Origin of the sequence: Aliiruegeria sabulilitoris (assembly GCF_001558155.1) — a bacterium.
In the GTDB taxonomy this organism is placed as follows: Bacteria; Pseudomonadota; Alphaproteobacteria; order Rhodobacterales; family Rhodobacteraceae; genus Tropicimonas; species Tropicimonas sabulilitoris.
Genome location: NZ_LOAS01000002.1, coordinates 1 through 18,300 on the forward strand (window position 1 = coordinate 1; position 18,300 = coordinate 18,300).

17 protein-coding genes are annotated in these 18,300 nt (G+C 59.5%); 10 read left to right on the forward strand and 7 right to left on the reverse strand.

Features of this window, described 5'->3' with window-relative positions:
* The 10 genes from AX756_RS02295 to AX756_RS02345 form a co-directional block, all read left to right on the forward strand.
* Positions 1 to 930: citryl-CoA lyase (locus AX756_RS02295; protein WP_197431046.1), on the forward strand; the 930-nt coding region annotated here is incomplete at its 5' end.
* Positions 927 to 2,240, forward strand: coding sequence for a phenylacetate--CoA ligase family protein (locus AX756_RS02300; RefSeq protein WP_068308184.1), 1,314 nt, complete (start codon positions 927 to 929; stop codon positions 2,238 to 2,240). The genes AX756_RS02295 and AX756_RS02300, both read left to right, overlap by 4 nt.
* Before the next feature lie 42 nt (positions 2,241 to 2,282).
* A complete protein-coding gene (locus AX756_RS02305) occupies positions 2,283 to 2,867 on the forward strand; it encodes a VOC family protein (protein ID WP_068309025.1) in 585 nt (194 codons plus the stop codon).
* 38 nt (positions 2,868 to 2,905) lie between these two features.
* On the forward strand, positions 2,906 to 3,484 hold the full coding sequence (locus AX756_RS02310) for a hemerythrin domain-containing protein (protein ID WP_231700965.1): 579 nt from the start codon (positions 2,906 to 2,908) through the stop codon (positions 3,482 to 3,484).
* Between the two features lie 195 nt (positions 3,485 to 3,679).
* Positions 3,680 to 3,982 (forward strand): hypothetical protein, encoded by a 303-nt coding sequence (locus AX756_RS02315; protein WP_068308187.1) that lies wholly within the window; start codon positions 3,680 to 3,682, stop codon positions 3,980 to 3,982.
* A 70-nt stretch (positions 3,983 to 4,052) separates the two neighbouring features.
* Positions 4,053 to 5,399, forward strand: coding sequence for a methyltransferase (locus AX756_RS02320; protein WP_163887267.1), 1,347 nt, complete (start codon positions 4,053 to 4,055; stop codon positions 5,397 to 5,399).
* Between the two features lie 1,155 nt (positions 5,400 to 6,554).
* On the forward strand, positions 6,555 to 7,865 hold the full coding sequence (ugpB, locus tag AX756_RS02330; protein WP_068308195.1) for a sn-glycerol-3-phosphate ABC transporter substrate-binding protein UgpB: 1,311 nt from the start codon (positions 6,555 to 6,557) through the stop codon (positions 7,863 to 7,865).
* Positions 7,866 to 7,907: 42 nt separating this feature from the next.
* Positions 7,908 to 8,789, forward strand: coding sequence for a sn-glycerol-3-phosphate ABC transporter permease UgpA (gene ugpA / locus AX756_RS02335; RefSeq protein WP_068308198.1), 882 nt, complete (start codon positions 7,908 to 7,910; stop codon positions 8,787 to 8,789).
* A 23-nt stretch (positions 8,790 to 8,812) separates the two neighbouring features.
* The gene (ugpE, locus tag AX756_RS02340; protein ID WP_068309028.1) at positions 8,813 to 9,649 is read left to right on the forward strand and encodes a sn-glycerol-3-phosphate ABC transporter permease UgpE; all 837 of its coding nucleotides are present in this window, start codon (positions 8,813 to 8,815) and stop codon (positions 9,647 to 9,649) included.
* Positions 9,650 to 10,654 carry an ABC transporter ATP-binding protein gene (locus AX756_RS02345; protein WP_068308201.1) on the forward strand — a complete coding sequence of 335 codons (1,005 nt, stop codon included), beginning with the start codon at positions 9,650 to 9,652 and terminating at the stop codon, positions 10,652 to 10,654.
* Between the two features lie 90 nt (positions 10,655 to 10,744).
* Here AX756_RS02345 and AX756_RS02350 read toward each other — a convergent pair whose 3' ends face one another.
* The 7 genes from AX756_RS02350 to dctP all read right to left on the reverse strand — a co-directional run bounded on the left by AX756_RS02350 (position 10,745) and on the right by dctP (position 18,129).
* Entirely contained in the window at positions 10,745 to 11,002 is a 258-nt protein-coding gene (locus tag AX756_RS02350; RefSeq protein WP_068308204.1) for a hypothetical protein, read from the reverse strand.
* A 209-nt stretch (positions 11,003 to 11,211) separates the two neighbouring features.
* Positions 11,212 to 11,469: a hypothetical protein gene (locus AX756_RS02355; protein WP_068308208.1), complete on the reverse strand. Its 258-nt coding sequence runs from the start codon at positions 11,467 to 11,469 to the stop codon at positions 11,212 to 11,214.
* Between the two features lie 60 nt (positions 11,470 to 11,529).
* Positions 11,530 to 13,332, reverse strand: a complete 1,803-nt coding sequence (locus AX756_RS02360; RefSeq protein ID WP_068308211.1) for a Na/Pi cotransporter family protein — start codon at positions 13,330 to 13,332, stop codon at positions 11,530 to 11,532.
* Positions 13,333 to 13,347: 15 nt separating this feature from the next.
* Positions 13,348 to 14,919 carry an inorganic phosphate transporter gene (locus AX756_RS02365; RefSeq protein WP_068308215.1) on the reverse strand — a complete coding sequence of 524 codons (1,572 nt, stop codon included), beginning with the start codon at positions 14,917 to 14,919 and terminating at the stop codon, positions 13,348 to 13,350.
* Between the two features lie 365 nt (positions 14,920 to 15,284).
* On the reverse strand, positions 15,285 to 16,574 hold the full coding sequence (locus AX756_RS02370; protein WP_068308218.1) for a TRAP transporter large permease: 1,290 nt from the start codon (positions 16,572 to 16,574) through the stop codon (positions 15,285 to 15,287).
* A complete protein-coding gene (locus AX756_RS02375) occupies positions 16,574 to 17,113 on the reverse strand; it encodes a TRAP transporter small permease (RefSeq protein WP_068308221.1) in 540 nt (179 codons plus the stop codon). Before AX756_RS02375 ends, AX756_RS02370 begins: the two co-directional genes overlap by 1 nt.
* Positions 17,114 to 17,127: 14 nt before the next feature.
* Positions 17,128 to 18,129, reverse strand: a complete 1,002-nt coding sequence (gene dctP, locus AX756_RS02380; RefSeq protein ID WP_068308224.1) for a TRAP transporter substrate-binding protein DctP — start codon at positions 18,127 to 18,129, stop codon at positions 17,128 to 17,130.
* Positions 18,130 to 18,300: the final 171 nt, after the last annotated feature.

Here is an 18,300-nt window from a genome sequence, read left to right on the forward strand (position 1 = left end):
TCAGCACACCACGCTTCAATCAAGCACGAGTTTTTCAACAAAATAAGCCAAAAGCGGGCATTCCAGAATAGTGGGCGCACAAAGGCTGGCAGCATTCGTTTGTCCTCGCGCGATTTGAGTTATGTTGCTTGGAAAGGGAGGATATTGATGCAAATTGGGAGAGCCGGAAAGGCAACGACATCCATTTCGACCGCGACGCATGATTCCATAACCGTGCGAGGTCACGATCTCGTGAACGAACTTATGGGGGGACTCACGTTCACCGAGTACTTCTATCTGCTGACAACTGGGCGAAAAGCAACATCCGATCAGGCGTTTTTCTTGGACGTCTTGCTGGTTTCAATCGCGGAGCACGGACTGGTACCGACCAACCAGGCCGCGCGGATGACTTACGCTGCCGACCCGGATTTTCTGCAAGGAGCCGTGGCCGCCGGATTGTTGGGTTGCGGCAAAGTCATTCTTGGAACAACCGAAATTGCGGGTCGCTTCCTTCAGGAAACCCAAACCCGGATCGCAAGTAATGGCGAAGCGCTGGACGATATCATCATCGAGATGCGCGATGCTGGTCGGCGCATTCCGGGCTTCGGACACCCTCTTCACAAGCCAGTAGATCCCCGCGCTCAACGCATTCTGAACCTCGCCCAAGAACGGGGTGTCATGGGCACCTACTCAAAGCTCGCGCGTGAGGTGGAAGCTTCCGTGGAACGCCTTTGGTCGAAACCCTTACCGATGAACGTCTCGTTCGCAATTCCTGCCGTTCTTCTGGATCTGGATTTTCCGCCTTCTGTCCTGAAGGCAGTGCCCATTCTGGCGCGTACGGCAAGTCTGTTGGCTCACCTTGCCGAAGAGAGCGAAACGCCGATTGGATTCACGTTGGCGCATCACGCAGAAATGGGCATCAGCTTCGAGCCAACCGGGTCTTCGAAATGAGCCAGTTGAGCTTGCCCGACGATCCCTGGAATGGCCTTGGCGCCGCGAATGATGCGGCCTACCGGATTCAACTCGCGTATCTCCTTGACCACTCGGAGTTCTACAGGAACAAGCTCGCGTCCGCAGGAATAGCTTCGGCTGAAGAAGCCGGGGGGCTGGATGATATTGCGCGCTTGCCTTTCACCGAAAAAGACGAATTGCGTGCCTCGCGCGACGAAAACCACCCAATTGGGCGCCATCTTGCGGCCCCTATGACGGACGTTGTTCGTGTGTATTCGACGAGTGGGACAACTGGAACACCCAGCTACATTCCGCTGACCTCCAGCGATCTCGCCAACTGGGTTGAAATCTCAACTCGATCCTATGGTGCCAGCGGGTTGGCCAAGGGCGAACGCATGGTCACTACCTACAACGCCGGGCCTTTCGTGGCCGGCGTGACGCTGGACGCTTTTGCCAAGCTCGGTGTTTGCCACATACCAGTTGGCTCCGGAAACACCGAGCGTTTGATGACGGCCGTTCAACTCCTGAAGCCTACCGTGCTCGGCTGTACGCCATCCTATGCGATTCACCTTGCGGAATGGGCACACGAGCGCGGCGTAGACATAGCTGCGTCCTCGGTGAACAAGATCCTCGTTGCCGGCGAGCCAGGCGGTGGTGAACCTGCGATGCGGCAACGTATCGAAGAGGCTTGGGGCGCGCGAGTAACCGAAGCGATGGGCATCGGTGACATATCGGTGTCGCTTTGGGGAGAGTGCACCCATCAGAATGGAATGCACTTCTCCGGCACGGGTTTCGTTCACTTCGAACTCATTGATCCTGAAACTGGCGCAAGCCTCGCCATAGAAGACGGTGCGGAGGGCGAGTTGGTCTACACGCATTTGAGACATGAGGCGGCGCCGCTTCTTCGGTTCCGCTCACGTGATCGGGTGCGTCTAAGCACCGGAGCTTGTGCATGTGGCCGCGATAGCCCGCGTGTTCGTTGCATTGGACGGACCGACGATCTTTTGATTGTGAGGGGAGTAAACGTGTTTCCCTCCGCAGTGCGGGACGTCGTCGGGAAAATCGGGCATGGTGTCAGTGGCGTAATCTCGATCAGGCCCAAGACCAAATCCGTGAATCAAGCGCCGCCACTGCCGGTGGTTGTCGAGTTGGCTAAAGACGTACAACCAGATGCTGCCCTTGCGGGTCTCTTGCGTAAGCACCTTCGCGACGAACTGTTGGTCACTACAGACATAACACTGGTTCCTTTCGGCAGTTTACCGAGAACCGAATACAAGTCGAAGCTGGTCGACTGGTCTGAAGCGGAATGAAGTCAAAACAGGGGAGGTAAGGAAATGAACAAGAATAGCGATATCAAGAAGATCCAGACCCAAGGTGTCCACCACATCACGATTATCGGTGCGGATCGGCAAACTTCCATCGACTTTTGGGAAGGCGTCTTGGGGATGCCGTTCATCTTCGATCAGCCGAACCTCGACAACCCAAACGAAGGACACCTTTATTTCGATCCCGGTGATGGTCGTTTGATCACGATCTTCACGAATGAGGACCGCAAGCCAGACCCGGCCGCGGTTCCCGAAGATACCGGTTCCTTGCACCATCTTGCGCTCAACGTAAGCCAGGCCACGTTCTGGCAGGTCCCCGCACGACTTGACGCACGCGGCGTCAAGCACTCAGGCCCAGTCGATCGCGGGTTCATGGATTCGATCTATTTCCGCGATCCGCTCGGGCTTCGGATCGAACTGGCCTCCTACCGTTTTGAACCGCCCGAGGGCTGCCGCCACGCCGACGTGATGATCGAAGCACACCGCATCCGGGTGGCCCGTGGTGATCACCACATCGACAAGGAACATCTTGCTGACGCCATCGAGCATCTGGTTCAAAGGGATCAGCAAACCCTGTCCTCGGATCGCTCCGCCCGAAACCCGTACGCTTGAGCGCTCCAGGGCAGCCTAGACCTCCGCGAAGCTTCGAAATGGAAGATCAGATGGATATCGGTTCAACGGAACTCGGCGAACGAGATGGCCTGCCGGACGCACTATCAGTGCTGCTAAAGGAATATCCCCGCGAGATCTGGGAAACGAGCCCTGGATTCAACGGCCTCGTCCGCTTTTGGCTCGACCGCCACATGATGTTCCGCAGGCTTCTGGGGATGCTGACCACGGAAACCGAAAAGCGGCTGGACCAGAACACGGACCCAAAGGAGTTCAAAGCACGTGTATCAAGGTTCGGCTCGTTGCTGGTGGGAGAACTTCACGGTCATCACAATATTGAAGACGCACATTACTTCCCCGTACTTGCCAAGAAAGACCCCCGGATCACACGCGGCTTCGACATTCTCGACCGCGATCACCACGCCCTTGACGATATACTGAATCGATATGTTGAGGCCGCGAACGCTGTGATCAATGCGAACGAAGGATCAACGCGAGAGATCGGTATGTTCCTCCAAGAGACGCGCGGGCTCGAACTGTTGTTGTCCCGGCACCTGATCGACGAGGAGGAGCTTGTTGTGCCAATCATCCTGAAGCATGGCGCCGGCGGCTTGAGTTGACGTCCGCGCCGCTGTTGTAGCGCGCTTCAACCGATCTGTTCGGTTCGTCAGAACCTATGATAGCCAGAGACCATCGCAGGTCCGGCCCTTGCACGTGTTTCTCGTTGACTTACCCCTACGGCAACTTCAAGCTGACCCTCTTACGCGGTGGGAGCGCTGGTCTTTTGCTTTCGCCTTCCGAGCCGCGATTCTTTGATGCGAAAGGCATTCTTTTTGGCAAATCTATCGAAAAACGTTGCGCTCTCCGGTTCGATCCTGGGGTTGGCTTTGGCAATGGGCGTCACCGCAGCTGAGGCCAAGCAAGGCAAGTCTCAAGCCTCTGAACACATGTCGCAAACGGCCAAGGACAAGCTTGAGAGCCTTGGCTTCCCCGGGAACACCGGCAAGGTCGTCGATGCCGAGAGCAAGGATGACGAAGAGACCAAGGATGAAGGCGGCTCCGGGGACAAGCCCAAAGATCGCCCTGAAGGGTGCGCAGGCGACGTAAAATCCTGCTGAAGGCCGATATGCCGATCGCCGGTGCTCCCTGTCTAATAGGTCCTTGTCTTTGACCGGGGACGAAAGCCGAGTGACACCAGCCGATCTGGAGCCAGTGACTTTGGGCCAGGTCGGCGACACCCTTCGGCGCGCGGGGTATGGCACGCAGGGCGACAATACCCGCGTAGAAAATCCGGCGCGCGACCTGCTTTGGGCGCTGTTCGATCAAAGCACCCCTGTCGCGCTCGGTGAAGTCACAGCGCATTGTGAGCCGGACCTGCCGGAGCTTTTGGCTCGAAGCGGCCTTGTCGTGCTGGATGGCGCTCGGTTGGTGCCGCGGGTGCGTATCGTCAGATGGTGCGATCTGTTCGTCGCCGGAGATCTGAAAGGCGCAGACAGTCTCCACGACGATGCTGTCTTTGCTGTCAGCGGAACGACCAGTATCCTTGAAAATCTGCGTCTGGACCGCCCTGTAAAACACGCCTTGGATCTGGGCTGCGGATCGGGCGCGCTAGCGCTGCGGATGGCTTCCCTGGCCGACAAGGTCACCGCTACCGACATCAACGCGCGTGCTGTCGCCTTTTCCCGTTCCAATGCTGCATTGAACCGGATCGAAACTGTCGCCGTCGATCGGGGCTCCCTGTACGATCCGTTGCAGGGAGAGGCGGTCGATCTGATCCTTGGAAATCTCCCTTTCGTATTGTCCCCCGAACAGCGCCTTCTTTATCGCGACGGCAACAAACCCACCGAAGAGCTTGTCACGGAGGCTGTGCTTGGCGCTGCCGAGCACCTTAAGCCCGGTGGCGTCGCGCAGTTCACCTGCAATTGGCCGATCCGCGACCCGGATGCGGAGGAATGGGTCCGGGATCTTGCGGCGCGGACCGGCATCGACATGCTGGCAATCGAATATCGCCGCCGCACGCCGTTGGATCATACACGCAACTGGAACCGACCGGCTCGGGCGACCGACCCGGAAGTCCAACTGGAGCTTGAACAGCGTTGGACCGACTGGTTCAAGGCGCAGGAGATCGACCATATCGGCTTTGGTGTGCTGACGCTGCGGCGGCCGGCAACAGCGCGCTCCGGTCGCTTTTCCTATTTCGTCGCTGATCGGCTGCCAGAGGCTGGTGGAGGTCGACAGGTTGATCGCATGCTCCGCGCGCTGGACGCCCCATTGACCCGGAATAGCGTTCCGGGACCAGTGCCGCACGTCGTCTTCCAACAGCTGGTGCATGACGGTTCGGGCTATGATGCGATGCCCGCCGAGATCTTTTCCGCCGAAAGCGCCGGCATCTGCCTGACGGTCCCGCCCGATGCGATTGCGACGATAATGGCGGTGGATGGCTGCTCCAACGTCGCCGAGATCGTCGGGCCGGACGGCTCGGGATATGACACACTTGATGAAGCATACCGGCGCGGACTGGTCACCCTCGACTGAGGCCCCAATGCCATGACCACGCCACCTAGTACTCCCTGGGAGATTGGACCGCGTGGAATAAGCGACGGGGTCAAGGAAGCGGCAAGGAAGAGACGTCCGAGAAGCAGGCTAAACGCCGAGAAACGGGGCATGTACGGGCGCATGTCGCGAACATCCTTTCTGGACCAGGTTTCGTTGATGAGGTTGATTGCTGGATCGCAGGATGGACAGCGGGATCGGCTCTGGGATGTGGACATGTCACGTTTCGGGCCGCTCCAAGTCCTCACTTGTGCGGAGTGAGCCTCAAAGGCCAAGGGGCATTTTCATCCCGAAGCCAACTCCGAAATGAGTTTTTTCTTGATTGATAGGGGGAACTCCCCAAACATCCGGAAGTGGACCTCAAACCGCCCTATGGAACCGAGGAGAGCTCCAAGGTTGACCGAGAACACTCTTGAAATCCCGCCCCGCCCTCGCAAGGACGAAAGACGACGACAGATCCTGCTGGATCTGCGGCAAAGGCCGCATGCGCGGGTGATGGAACGACACCGGGTGAATCGCTGCGTGATCGAAGCGTCGGGGTTTTCTACGGCTAGGGCAAACGATGTAGTGCGAGGGGGCGCAGCGGCCAAACCAGTGATGCTCCGGCAAAGGTCCATTTCGCGGCTTCTGGTCGATTGTGAGAGGTTCGGACACAAGAGCCTGGCCCTGGACAAAGTGCTCGGCGCCCGATGCTTGTTTCAAAAGCCGAGCACCCGAGGTGTGGCGTTTTGAGGGACGTAAAGGGATGATCAGGCGGAAGAAACGGATCTCGAGATCGACGGGTTTATGCGGGCTCGGCGACAGCCCAAGCACCGATATCCTTGGAGCGCAAACCGCGGGCATCGCTTCGGCCTTGATTTCGGGTTACGGTTTTTTCGCGGGTTACGATGTCTCCAGTGCAATTGCCCGCACTGAGATATACCCCGACCATATTCTGGAGCGGCCATGAGCATGTTCTGCAATGTCTGGGATTTGAACCGCGCGGCTTGGCGCCGTGTCGGCGTGACACTCGGCAGGTTCGCCGGGAGCCACGGCCAGACCAGACGATTTCGTCGCGGCTTAACGGAAGGATTTTCCTCGACGGCCGATACGTACGTATTCGACAAATGAATCATCAATGTTCAAGGGAGGAAGAACATGAGACTTCAAACATCACTGCTGGCATTTGCTGCCGTCGCAGCCACGGCGGGATCGGCGGCGGCGCAGACCGAAATCGAGTTCTGGCACGCCTTTACCGGCCGTCTGGGCGAGTTGGTCGCCGAACAGGTCGAGACCTTTAACGCCAGCCAGAGCGACTATGTCGTCGTGGCGAGCCACAAGGGCAATTACTCGGAGACTTTGAATGCCGGCATCGCCGCCTTCCGCGCTGGCGAGCAACCCGATATCCTGATGGTCTTCGAGGTGGGCACTGCCACGATGATGGCCGCCAAGGGCGCGATCAAGCCGGTCTTTGAGGTGATGGCCGATGCTGGTGCCGATTTTGACCAGGACGCCTTCATCGGCTCGGTCAAGGGCTACTACACCAGCAGTGACGGCCAGATGCTGTCGCTGCCCTTCAACTCCTCGACGCCGGTGCTCTGGGTCAACCGGACCGCGCTCGAAGCCGCCGGGATCGATCCCGACACAGACCTTTCGACCTGGCAAAAGGTAGGCGAGACGCTGGATGCGCTCAAGGCCGCTGGGAGCGAATGCCCGTTGACCACCGCCTGGCAGAGCTGGATTCACCTTGAGAACCTCAGCGCCTATCACAACGTGCCCTTCGCCACGAAGGATAACGGCTTCTCCGGCACCGATACCGAGCTTGCGCTCAATGGCCCGGTCCAGGTTCAGCACATCGCTCAGATGGGCGAATGGGCCAAGGACGGCAAGTTCATCTATGCCGGGCGCCGCAACGAAGGCGGGGCGAATTTCCGCGCTGGCGAATGCGCGCTCTTCACCGAAAGCTCGGCAGGCTACGCCGGGATCAAGGCAGAGGCCGAGTTCGACTTCGAAGTTCGCCCGCTGCCCTATTGGGAAGGTGTCGAGGGTGCACCGCAGAACACGATTATCGGCGGGGCATCGCTCTGGGTGATGGAAGGCCAGAGCGACGAGGAATACAAAGGCGTTGCCGAGTTCCTCAAGTTCCTGTCCTCCGTGGATATCCAGGCCAAGTGGCACCAGGACACTGGCTATCTTCCCATCACCACGGCTGCCGGCGAGAAGACCAAGGAAATGGGCTTCTATGACGAGAACCCGGGCACGGATGTCGCGGTAATCCAGATGACTGCCAAGGAACCGACCGCCAATTCCAAGGGTCTGCGGCTTGGCTCCTTCGACCAGATCCGAACGCTCATCGACGAAGAACTCGAGGGCGTCTGGGCTGGCGACAAGACAGCGCAAGAAGCGTTGGACAGCGCAGTCGAACGCGGCAACGTCTTGCTGCGTCGTTTCGAACAATCTGCTCAGTAAGAGGGTCTGGCGCCCCGCTTTGCCGGGGCGCCAGCGCATATCATGGAAAAACGGGTCACCTTCAAAGGCATCTGGTTGCCGCTGCTGCTGGTTCTGCCGCAGATGCTGATCACCGCCGTCTTCTTCTTCTACCCGGCCGGGCAGGCGGTCTGGCAGTCGCTCTTCATCCCCGATCCCTTCGGCCTGTCGATGCAATGGGTGGGCCTGGGCAATTTCGAATACCTGCTATCAGACCCGTATTACCGTGCCTCATTCGCCACGACCGCGGTGTTCTCGATCCTCGTGACCGTCGTCTCGATGGGCGTGGCGCTCTATCTCGCCGTGCTGGCCGACCGGCTGATCAAGGGCTCCGGCACCTATCGCACGCTGCTGATCTGGCCCTATGCGGTGGCACCGGCCGTGGCCGGCGTGCTGTGGCTCTTCATGTTCAATACCCGCGTGGGCGTGGTGACGTGGTATCTCGGCCAGCTTGGCTATGACTGGAACCACGTGCTGAACGAAGGCGAAGCCATGGGGCTCGTCGTTGTGGCCTCTTCTTGGGGCCGCGTCAGCTACAACTTCCTGTTTTTCCTTGCCGGACTGCAAGCGATCCCGAAATCGGTGATCGAGGCCGCAGCCATCGACGGGGCACGCTTCTGGATGCGTTTCCGCACCATCGTCTTCCCGCTTCTGTCACCCACCACCTTCTTCCTGCTGGTCGTGAACATCGTCTACGCCTTCTTCGAGACCTTCGGCGTGATCCACACGATTACCAGTGGCGGGCCGCAACAGGCGACGACGATCCTTGTCTACAAGGTCTATGCCGACGGCTTCGTCGGTCAGGATCTGGGCTCCTCGGCGGCGCAATCGGTGATCCTGCTGCTGATCGTCAGCGTGCTGACAATCGTCCAGTTCAAGTTCATCGAGCGAAGGGTGCATTACTGATGGCACGGGATGCAAATTCGGGCATGGTCGAGCGCCGCGGTGCCGGCCTCTGGCTCACTCACCTGGGTCTCATAATCGGTGTGGCCTTCATCTTCTTCCCGATCTGGCTGGCCTTCGTCGCATCGACCGTGACCCAGCCAGAGATCGTCCGTCCGCCAATGCCGCTCTGGCCCGGCGACCAGTTCTTCGAGAACTACTCCAAGGCCCTGACCTCGGGCATCAACGCGCCGGTCGCGCGGATGTTGTTCAACTCCGCCATCATGGCGCTCGGGATCTCGCTGGGCAAAATCGTGATCTCGCTGCTCTCGGCCTTCGCAATCGTCTATTTCCGCTTCCCGGGGCGGAAGATCTTCTTCTGGCTGATCTTCCTGACGCTGATGCTACCGGTCGAAGTTCGTATCGTACCGACCTACGAGGTCGCGGCGAATTTCGGCATGCTCAACAGCTATTCCGGGCTGATCTTCCCGCTGATCGCCAGCGCCACGGCCACATTCCTGTTCCGGCAGTTCTTCATGACCGTGCCGGACGAGCTGGCCGAGGCCGCGCGTGTCGATGGCGCGCGTCCCATGCGCTTCTTCGTCGACATCCTCCTGCCGATGAGCCGGACGAACGTCGCTGCGCTCTTCGTCATCCTCTTCATCTATGGCTGGAACCAGTATCTCTGGCCGCTTCTGATCACCACCGACCCGTCGATGAACACCATCGTCATGGGTATCAAGCAGATGTTCCCCAGTGGCGACGACACCGCCGACTGGCCTGTCATCATGGCGACCTCGATCCTGGCCATGGTCCCACCGGTCTTGGTCGTCATCGGCATGCAGAAGCTCTTCATCCGTGGCCTCGTGGACAGTGAGAAGTAAATGGCAACCGTCTCCCTCGAATCCCTGAAAAAATCCTACGGCAAGACCGAGGTCATCCACGGCGTCGATATCGACATCGAGGATGGTGAGTTCATCGTCATCGTCGGCCCGTCGGGTTGCGGAAAGTCCACATTGCTGCGGATGGTTGCGGGTCTGGAGGGCGTCTCGGAAGGCGAGATACGGATTGCCGGACAGCGCGTGAACGAAAAGGAACCAATGGATCGCGACATCGCCATGGTGTTCCAGAACTACGCGCTCTACCCGCATATGTCGGTCGAACAGAACATGGCCTATGGGCTCAAGATCGCGAAGATGCCCAAATCGGAGATCGATGCGCGGGTCGCGGAAGCGGCCGAGCTGCTGCAACTGGAACCCTACCTGAAACGTCGCCCGCGCGAGCTTTCGGGCGGCCAGCGTCAGCGTGTTGCGATGGGGCGCGCCATCGTGCGGCGCCCCTCCGTCTTCCTGTTCGACGAACCGCTCTCCAACCTGGACGCGAAGTTGCGGGTGCAGATGCGGCTGGAGATCAAGAAGCTCCAGCGGGAACTCGGCGTCACCGCGCTCTACGTGACCCATGACCAGGTCGAGGCAATGACGCTGGCAGACCGCATGATCGTGATGAATGACGGCGTGGCGGACCAGATTGGCGCCCCGCTGGATGTCTATGCCAACCCGCAAACAGAGTTCGTCGCGGGCTTCATCGGTTCGCCCCCGACCAATTTCATCGCATCGGACGCCGTGGGGTCCCCGGAGGGAATGAAGGTCGGCATTCGCCCCGAACATGTGGCAATCAAGCCAATGGGAGAGGGTAGAACGAAGGGTCTGGTCCTTTACGCAGAGCCACTCGGGGCGGAAACGCTGGTTCATCTCACGATTGCCGGAGGTCAGTTCGTGACCGTCCGGCAGGATGGCGCGGTTGCAATCCCCTCCGAGGGCGAGGAGGTGGGCCTGTCCTGGAGCGATGACGACGAGATGCGGTTCGATCAGGGGGGTCGGCGCCTTTGACACCGGGCCGAAACGGCCCGGGCAAAGTGCGGGAGCAAGGGAAACCACTCCCCGCGATCTAAATGGATGGCTGGACTGACGTGGCGCGCTTTAGGCTGCGGTTTCGACTTCTTGAAGGAGATGTCTGGCCCGTGAGATCTGGGCACCGACGGTCTTCAGCCTGGCTGTGATGCGTTCACGCTTGTCCTGTTTGTGCGCCGCGCCAAGCTTGGCTTGAAGCTGGGCCTCCTTGGCTTCGAGCTTGCGTAGTATTTCCATCACATGACAGGTCTCGATCGGGCGCGCCTTATGCTTTTCGAGGCGCTCGTAATAATCGTTCAGTCTGGCGGTAAACTTTTTCGAATCCATGCCAGTATCCCCAAAGCTTCATGGCTCGATCACCGCAGCCTCCGTGTCACGTCCTGAAGACGAAACAGGCGCAGCAGCAAGCGGTATTTCGAGAGCCAAGCCCACGCCACAATCATACCAGTTGCCTGTAACAGTTTTGTGAAATTCAGTTTTTTCCGGCTGTCCCGCGCGTTCTCCGGGGCGGACGCAAGCGGGAAGTTCTCGACGCGTCAGCTGCTCTTCTTGATCTGCTTGCGCAGCCACCGGGCGCGCGCGATCTGGTTGCGAACGATCTTCTGCTTCGCCTTTAGCCGCTCTTTCTTCTCCGGCTTCTTAGCCTCATCGAGTCGCTGGAGCAACTCCGCGTCCTTGGCCTCGAGCTTCGCGATGATCTTCTCTACATGGCCGACCTTGATCCGGTCGACCTCCTTGCTCTTCAGGCGATCCTGGTAGTCGTTCAGCCGGGCGATCGTCTTTTTCAGTGCCATCTTTCACACCTTTCGATATGTCGCGTCGCTTGCGGATCGGCGTTGCGATCCTGCCTCGCTTCAGCGGCCATTGGCCGACATCTCCTCGATCTCATCCTCTTCGAGGGCCAGGATCCGTTCGACTTCGGCCAGCGCTCCCTCGGTCTCGATGTAGTACACGCGCGCGGCCTCGATCAGATCGGACATCGCCTCATAGGCGTAGTCGGAATCGTTGAGGAACGAGGTTGCCGTTGCCGCGTCGATCTGCCGTTCGCGGATCAGCCCTTCGATCAGGCGCGTCGTGTTCTTCCGGTCCCGTTCGACCTGCACCCGCTCCTCATCCAACCAAAGGCTCGACCGGATCTCGGGGTCGCTTTCGTCGAGTTCGTGGATCTCGACCAGGATGCGGGCAATCTCGGTCCGCAGCCCGTTATAGAGATCCCTCGCCTTGCCGTGACGGTAGCTGGTATAGGCCGTCGCGTTGCGCCTCATGTGCTTGACCGCCTTAACGGCGCGGACATTGCGCTGCGCGGAGTCCCAAAGAAGGTAGATCCGCTCCATGAAATCGGCCGGCAGGTTCTTGGTTCCTGCGCGCGTCGCAAACTCGACGATGGCCGAATAAAGCGTCTTGACCCGGGTTTCGTATGTCTCGTCGATATCCAGTTCCAGCGGTTTGGTGCTGGCGGCCACGGTTGCGGCAATGTCATCGCTCTCGTAGAGCTCGTGCCGGTGCAGGTTCAGCCCATGGGCGATCAACTCGATTGCGTTGTCCTGAAGGTGCTTGACCTCCTTTCGCATCGCGACCTCCATCGTTGCCGGGAACCCGTCAACCGCCTGACTCAGGTAGCGCGGTTTGCTTACGTCCAGTTCCGGTTCGGGGATCGCACGCTCCAGCAATACCAGCAACTGCCCCAACAGCGGCACCATGATTGCGACGCCAAGCACGTTGAAAATCGTGTGAAACACCGCCAGTTTCAGCGCGTAGTCATCCGAAGCGATGCCCACGAACTCGCTGACCCGGTCTACGGACCAGACGATCTGGTTGATCATGATCAGCGCGACCGCGGCCGTCACGACGTTAAAGATCAGATGGGCCAGCGCCAACCGTCGTCCCTGGAAATTCGCTGTTAGTGCTCCAATGATAGCAGTGATCGTGGTGCCGATATTGGCTCCGATGGCCAGCGCGATGGCGTTCTCGTAGGAAACCTGACCAGCGGCAAGCGCGGTGATGATCAGCACCATCGTCGCGTGGCTGGACTGCATGACCACCGTCGCGGCGGCGCCGATTAGCGTGTAGACGACCAATCCAAGGAGGCCCGTCATCGCGAAACGGGTCAGGTCGAACTGGTCCTTGAAGGCCTCGAACCCTTCCTTCATGTAGTGAATGCCGAGGAACAGGAAGCCCAGCCCGGCAAGGATATAGCCCGCGCCGCGAATATATTTCGACTGCTGGAAGACCAGCACGATGGAGATCGCCAGCATCGGCAGGGCGTAGGCCGAGATCTTTACCTTCAGCCCGAATCCGGCCACCAGCCAGGCACCCGTGGTCGTGCCGATATTGGCCCCAAAGATGATGCCGACACCCGCAGCAAGAGTAATCAGCCCGGCGCTGAGGAAGGAAATCGTGATGACGGAGACCAGCGAGGAAGATTGCATGATCGTGGTCGAGACGATTCCGAATCCAATCGACTTGCCGAGCCCGTCTGTCGTTCGAGCCAGAACTCTTTCAAGGATGCCACCCGAGAACAGTTTGAAGCCATCCTCGAGCATGAGCATCCCGAAGAGGAAAATGGCAATGCCCGCGGCGATCTCCTGAAAGTCCTGGCTACTCCAGAAACCAAGGACGAGCGCCGCGAGAATGACCGGCAAGAGGAGTTTCTTCATCAACGTGTCGGTTCCCTATGGCAGCATCATGCCACGTAGGGCGAAGAAGAACAAAGCTGCCATGAATGCTGCCACCGGAACGGTGATGATCCAGGCTGAAACGATCTTGAACAGCGACGAACGTTTCACCAACTGCCGTTTCAATGCCGAGCGAAGCTCGTTGCGCTGCGCCTTGGTGATGACGGCCTCGGCGCCCATACTCTTGATCCGGTCGAGCATCTCGCTCTTCGCCTCGGGCTGGGCGTTCTCGAAATCCCGCAAGACCTTTTCAACCTCGTCAAAATGAGGGTCCCCCTGATGCTCGGCCAATACGTTCTCGACCACGCGGTGCATTCTCTGCTCGAGAAACTCTCTGAGGAAACCCACCCCGAACACTGCGCCGAGGGCAACATGGGTCGATGAGATAGGCATGCCAAGCTGGCTCGCGATAATGACCGTGATGGCCGCCGACAAAGCGATGCAGAAAGCGCGGGATCGGTCGAGTTCAGTGATCTCCGATCCGACAGTTCGGATCAGCTTTGGCCCGAAAAGCGCGAGGCCGACGGATATTCCGAGGGCTCCGATCCCCATCACCCAGAGTGGGATGGATACCTTGGCGCCACCGTCGCCTTCGGTCAGAACATCGACGATGCCTGCCAGTGGCCCGACCGCATTTGCAACGTCATTCGCTCCGTGGGCAAAGCTCAGGAGCGCTGCCGCAAAGATCAGTGGAACCGTGAAAAGCTTGTTCACGCCGTTCCGGTCGCCGGTGAGGTTTGGTACCGCCCTGCGCACCATCGGTGCCACGACAAGCCATGTCAGGACGGCAGCGATCAGCCCGTAAAGCACTGCGCTCGGGAACGAGACCGCGACCAGTTTCTTGATGCCTTTCAGGAAGATGTAAGTGGTGAAGGCCCATGACATGAACGCAATCATGACGGGCACAACAGTTTGAGCTGCCTGCAGCGGGTCCCGTTTGAAGAAGACCAAACGCTTGAGCATGTAGAGCGTGAGGGCCGCGATAAGCCCGCCCGTCAGCGGAGAAACGACCCAGCTCAGCGCGATCTTACCCATCGAGTCCCAGTTGACGATATCCCAACCGGCAGCGGCAATGCCCGCGCCCATCACGCCGCCAACGATGGAATGGGTCGTCGATACCGGCGCGCCGAGCCAGGTGGCAAGGTTGAGCCAGATCGCGGCTCCAAGCAGCGCTCCCATCATCACCCAGACAAAGGTGTCCGGGTCGTTGATGTCGGCGGGATCGATGATGCCCTTCTTGACCGTTTGGACCACGTCGCCGCCGGCGATGATCGCGCCAGCGGCTTCGAAAATGGCTGCAATCATGATCGCGCCGGTCAAGGTCAGGGCAAACGAACCGACCGCAGGCCCAACATTGTTGGCCACGTCGTTCGCGCCGATGTTGAGCGCCATGTACGCCCCGATCACCGCCGCCGCGATCAACAGGTAGGATTGTTCGATATGAGCGAATTTCGTTCCCGTGTAGACCATTACAGCCACGATGAAGATAACCGCTGTCCCAAGGCGTCCCACTTCCGATCGGCTCAGGTCCGCAGCGCTTTCAATCTTCAGGTACTCCGTGATTTTCATGTCCCCCCCCGCTGATATTGATCTCCACCAATGGACGTTCCGCGGCGCTCGGTGTCCGCAAATTCGATCACGCCCCATAACCAGACCTACTTTCTCATCCTGAGCGAAGTAATGATCCGCATCAAATCCCGTACAGATTGAAATGGTTTGTAGCTGGAGCGCCCCCTAGGGCGTTGATTCTGTCCCTGCCCCTTGCGCGAGAGGGGAATTCGATCTGTTTCGGCCCAAGTGTGAGGCCCTGTCAGGCGGCATGGGCTCGGGCCGCCCCAACACCTCAGGCCAGTTTACGTTGGGCAGAAGAAGAAAGGTCGCCAAGACTGCAACTGCCACTGAGCGTGGTCTATTTCAGGACAACTCGGATGCCTTCAGAATAGCAGGTTGGGCAAGAACAACGCCAGAATCGGGAAAAGGCTCAGCAAGACGATTGCGAAGAGGTGGATCAGCCAATAGGGGACCGTGGCGATCGCCACGCGACCGAGGCTCACCTCGTTGTTCGTCAGAGCCGTCAGAACCGAGAGGTTCAGTCCGACCGGGGGAGTTACCTGGCCGATCTCGATCACGATGGTAATGACGACACCGATCCAGATCGGGTCGAAGCCCAGCCCAGTCAGCAGCGGAAACACCACCGGCAGGGTCATGATCATCAGCGACAGGCCATCGAAGAAACATCCGAGCAGCAGATAGATCAGCACGACAATCAGGAGCACCGTGTAAGCGCCGAGGCCGCTCTCGGCGACGGTTTCCAGGATCTGCTGCGGCACGCCGAGAATACTGACGGATTTTGCGAGGATCGTGGCGCCAAGCACCAGGAAACCGACGGAAGCAAAGAGCAGCGCCGAATGGTAGATGGCGTCGAGCAGTTTGCGGAGGGTCAGGTCGCCCCAGATCGATGTCAGAACGATAGCGAAGATCACCCCGAGCCCGGCCGATTCCGTGGGCGTTGCCAGCCCACCGATGATGCTTCCGATGACCGCCGCGATGAGCGCGAGGATCGGCCAGATCTGGCGAAATCCGGCAATGATCTCGAACAGCGACGCATGGCTTTCGTCGCGAGGGGCAAGGGAAGGGTCACGGGCGCAGCGGATCAACAGGTAGGCCATGAAGAGGCTGCCAACCATCAGCCCCGGCACGATGCCGGCGGCGAAGAGACGGCCAATGGAGGTCTCCGTCAGCGCACCATAGATGAGGAAAGACAAGCTCGGCGGGATCAGCAACCCGAGCGTCCCCCCGCCGGCAAGGCTGCCCACGACCATATCCTTGTTGTAGCCCCGCCTCGTCATTTCCGGATAGGCAACGGAGCCCACGGCCGCCGCCGTGGAAAGGCTTGAGCCGCTGACCGCCCCGAACAGGGTGCAAACGGCGATATTGGTGTGCAGCAACCCGCCCGGCACGCGGCGAAACATCGGCGAGAAGGCCGAGTAGGCGCGCTCGCTGACACCGCTGCGCAGCAGGATCTCCCCAAGCAGGATGAAGACCGGAACGGCGCTGAGGGTGAAGGAGTTGAAGACGTTCCAGATAGCGTCGACGGCCAGCGAGGTGGCGCCGTTGGAAAAGACTTGCAGAATCACCAGCCCGGTCAGCCCGAGCGCGGCGCCAAGCGCCATGCCGGTGCCCGCGGTGGCAACGAGCCCGCCAATCAGGGTTGTCCAGAACATCAGGTCGTCGTCTCGCTTTGATCGGTGAAGCCCGGCCGCTCGCCTTCTTTCTCTTCGGGAAGAATGCCGATCAGCCGGGCCAACAGGATTGCCATGGTCAGCATGATGGTCACTGGCATCACCGCCATCCATGGGTAGAGCAGCAGGCGCGAGGTCTGTGTCTTCAGGTTGCGGTCATAGGCGAACTCGAACCATGGAACGATCTCGAGCATGAGCCAGCCGAAAAAGACGAGGCTCAACAGCATCCCGATAACCTTCAAAGCCCGATGCCAGACGCCGCCAGTCGCGTTGACCAGAAGCGCCACCCGAACGTGCTGCGCCCGCAAGGTGATCATGGGAAGTGCCAGCAGGAGCGAGACGCTCAGCAACAGGCCGACGACCTCTTCGGTCACGTGCAGCGGTGTGCCGAGCTTTCGCATCACGACGCTAGTCGAAATGATGCAGACGATGGCCGCGATCCCCAGAGATCCCGCGATGGCGGAAGCGAACGCCAAACCGCGCAGAACCTGCGCCACGTGGAAACCGAAAGATCGGGCCATCTGATCTACCCCGTTCAGCGACCGAGCGCTTCCAGTACCCGCTCGCGATAGCCTTGCGCGTTGCCGCCGGCCTCTTCGGCCAGCTCAGCCCAGACTTCAGTCACGGCGTCGACGAACAGGGCGCGGTCGGCTTCGGGGAAGTCCTCTCCCCAGGTGAGCCCTTGAGCGACCAGCTCCTCGCGCGACTTCATCTCGCGATCCAGATCGTCGTCATACTGGTTGGTGCGGTTCCAAAGGTCGTCGGCCGCTTTCGTGACCGCGGTCTTGAACGTATCGTCGGCTGCCTCCCAACGGTCCGATGCGACGCCGATCACGTAGGGACCAGATGCCATCGGGTAGAGGAAGGAGGCGTATTTCGACACTTCCTGCAGCGAGACCGTGTGGGCGTAAAGCGCAGGATAAAGGGCGCAGTCCACAACACCGGTCTTCATCGCCACATAGAGTTCTTCCTGCGGGATGATCTGCGCTGAAACGCCAAGACGCGTAAAGGTTTCGACCTGATCGCGCGCCCAGACGCGCAGCTTCTTCGTCTTCAGATCTTCCAACGTGTTGACCGGCTCTTCGCCGCAGAAGACCGAGACCATGAGCATCGGTATGGCCACATAGCCGACGGAGGACACGCCCCAATCGGCGAATTCTTCCTCGTAGATCTCCTTGACCACGGGGATGGCCTTTTCGAACTCATCGATCGAGCCGATCGTCCCCTGGACAACAACCGAGCTGAGCGCCGGCGCGTCACGGCCGAGGTAGTTGGCCCACATGAGGCTCATCTCGACGGCGCCCTTGGGGAGGAAGCGCAGCGTGTCGGTGTTGGGCAGGCCCAGAGATCCGCCGCTATAGAGCTTCAGTTCATGCTCTCCGCCAAGTGCTTCGTTTGCCTCGGAAACGAACCGCTCCAGTTCCGCGGATTCCGGACGCGTCTCCGGCAGGAAGTTGTTCACGCGCCACTCTTCGGCCACCGCTGGTGACACGGAGAGGGCAAACCCCATGGCAAGGCTACCGATCAGGTATTTCATCTTCTTACCTCCTGGACGTCAGTCCTGTTTTCGAAAATTCCCGGATTGTTGTCCGGTCTTCAGTGTACCTGTCGTTGTATTCACTGTGCCAGGAATGCGAAAGCGCACAATCGTGATTTGCACCATCCCGCAGGCCGAATACCTGAATTGTCGCCTTGTGCGTTTCCGAGC

Bases quoted from the DNA above. Each gene is read 5' to 3' on its own strand.
- AX756_RS02300 (WP_068308184.1), top strand. From the start codon at position 927: ATGAGCCAGTTGAGCTTGCCCGACGATCCCTGGAATGGCCTTGGCGCC.
- AX756_RS02310 (WP_231700965.1), top strand. From the start codon at position 2,906: ATGGAAGATCAGATGGATATCGGTTCAACGGAACTCGGCGAACGAGAT.
- AX756_RS02315 (WP_068308187.1), top strand. From the start codon at position 3,680: ATGCGAAAGGCATTCTTTTTGGCAAATCTATCGAAAAACGTTGCGCTC.
- ugpB (WP_068308195.1), top strand. From the start codon at position 6,555: ATGAGACTTCAAACATCACTGCTGGCATTTGCTGCCGTCGCAGCCACG.
- ugpA (WP_068308198.1), top strand. From the start codon at position 7,908: ATGGAAAAACGGGTCACCTTCAAAGGCATCTGGTTGCCGCTGCTGCTG.
- ugpE (WP_068309028.1), top strand. From the start codon at position 8,813: ATGGTCGAGCGCCGCGGTGCCGGCCTCTGGCTCACTCACCTGGGTCTC.
- AX756_RS02345 (WP_068308201.1), top strand. From the start codon at position 9,650: ATGGCAACCGTCTCCCTCGAATCCCTGAAAAAATCCTACGGCAAGACC.
- AX756_RS02350 (WP_068308204.1), bottom strand. From the start codon at position 11,002: ATGGATTCGAAAAAGTTTACCGCCAGACTGAACGATTATTACGAGCGC.
- AX756_RS02355 (WP_068308208.1), bottom strand. From the start codon at position 11,469: ATGGCACTGAAAAAGACGATCGCCCGGCTGAACGACTACCAGGATCGC.
- AX756_RS02360 (WP_068308211.1), bottom strand. From the start codon at position 13,332: ATGAAGAAACTCCTCTTGCCGGTCATTCTCGCGGCGCTCGTCCTTGGT.
- AX756_RS02365 (WP_068308215.1), bottom strand. From the start codon at position 14,919: ATGAAAATCACGGAGTACCTGAAGATTGAAAGCGCTGCGGACCTGAGC.
- AX756_RS02370 (WP_068308218.1), bottom strand. From the start codon at position 16,574: ATGTTCTGGACAACCCTGATTGGCGGGCTCGTTGCCACCGCGGGCACC.
- AX756_RS02375 (WP_068308221.1), bottom strand. From the start codon at position 17,113: ATGGCCCGATCTTTCGGTTTCCACGTGGCGCAGGTTCTGCGCGGTTTG.
- dctP (WP_068308224.1), bottom strand. From the start codon at position 18,129: ATGAAATACCTGATCGGTAGCCTTGCCATGGGGTTTGCCCTCTCCGTG.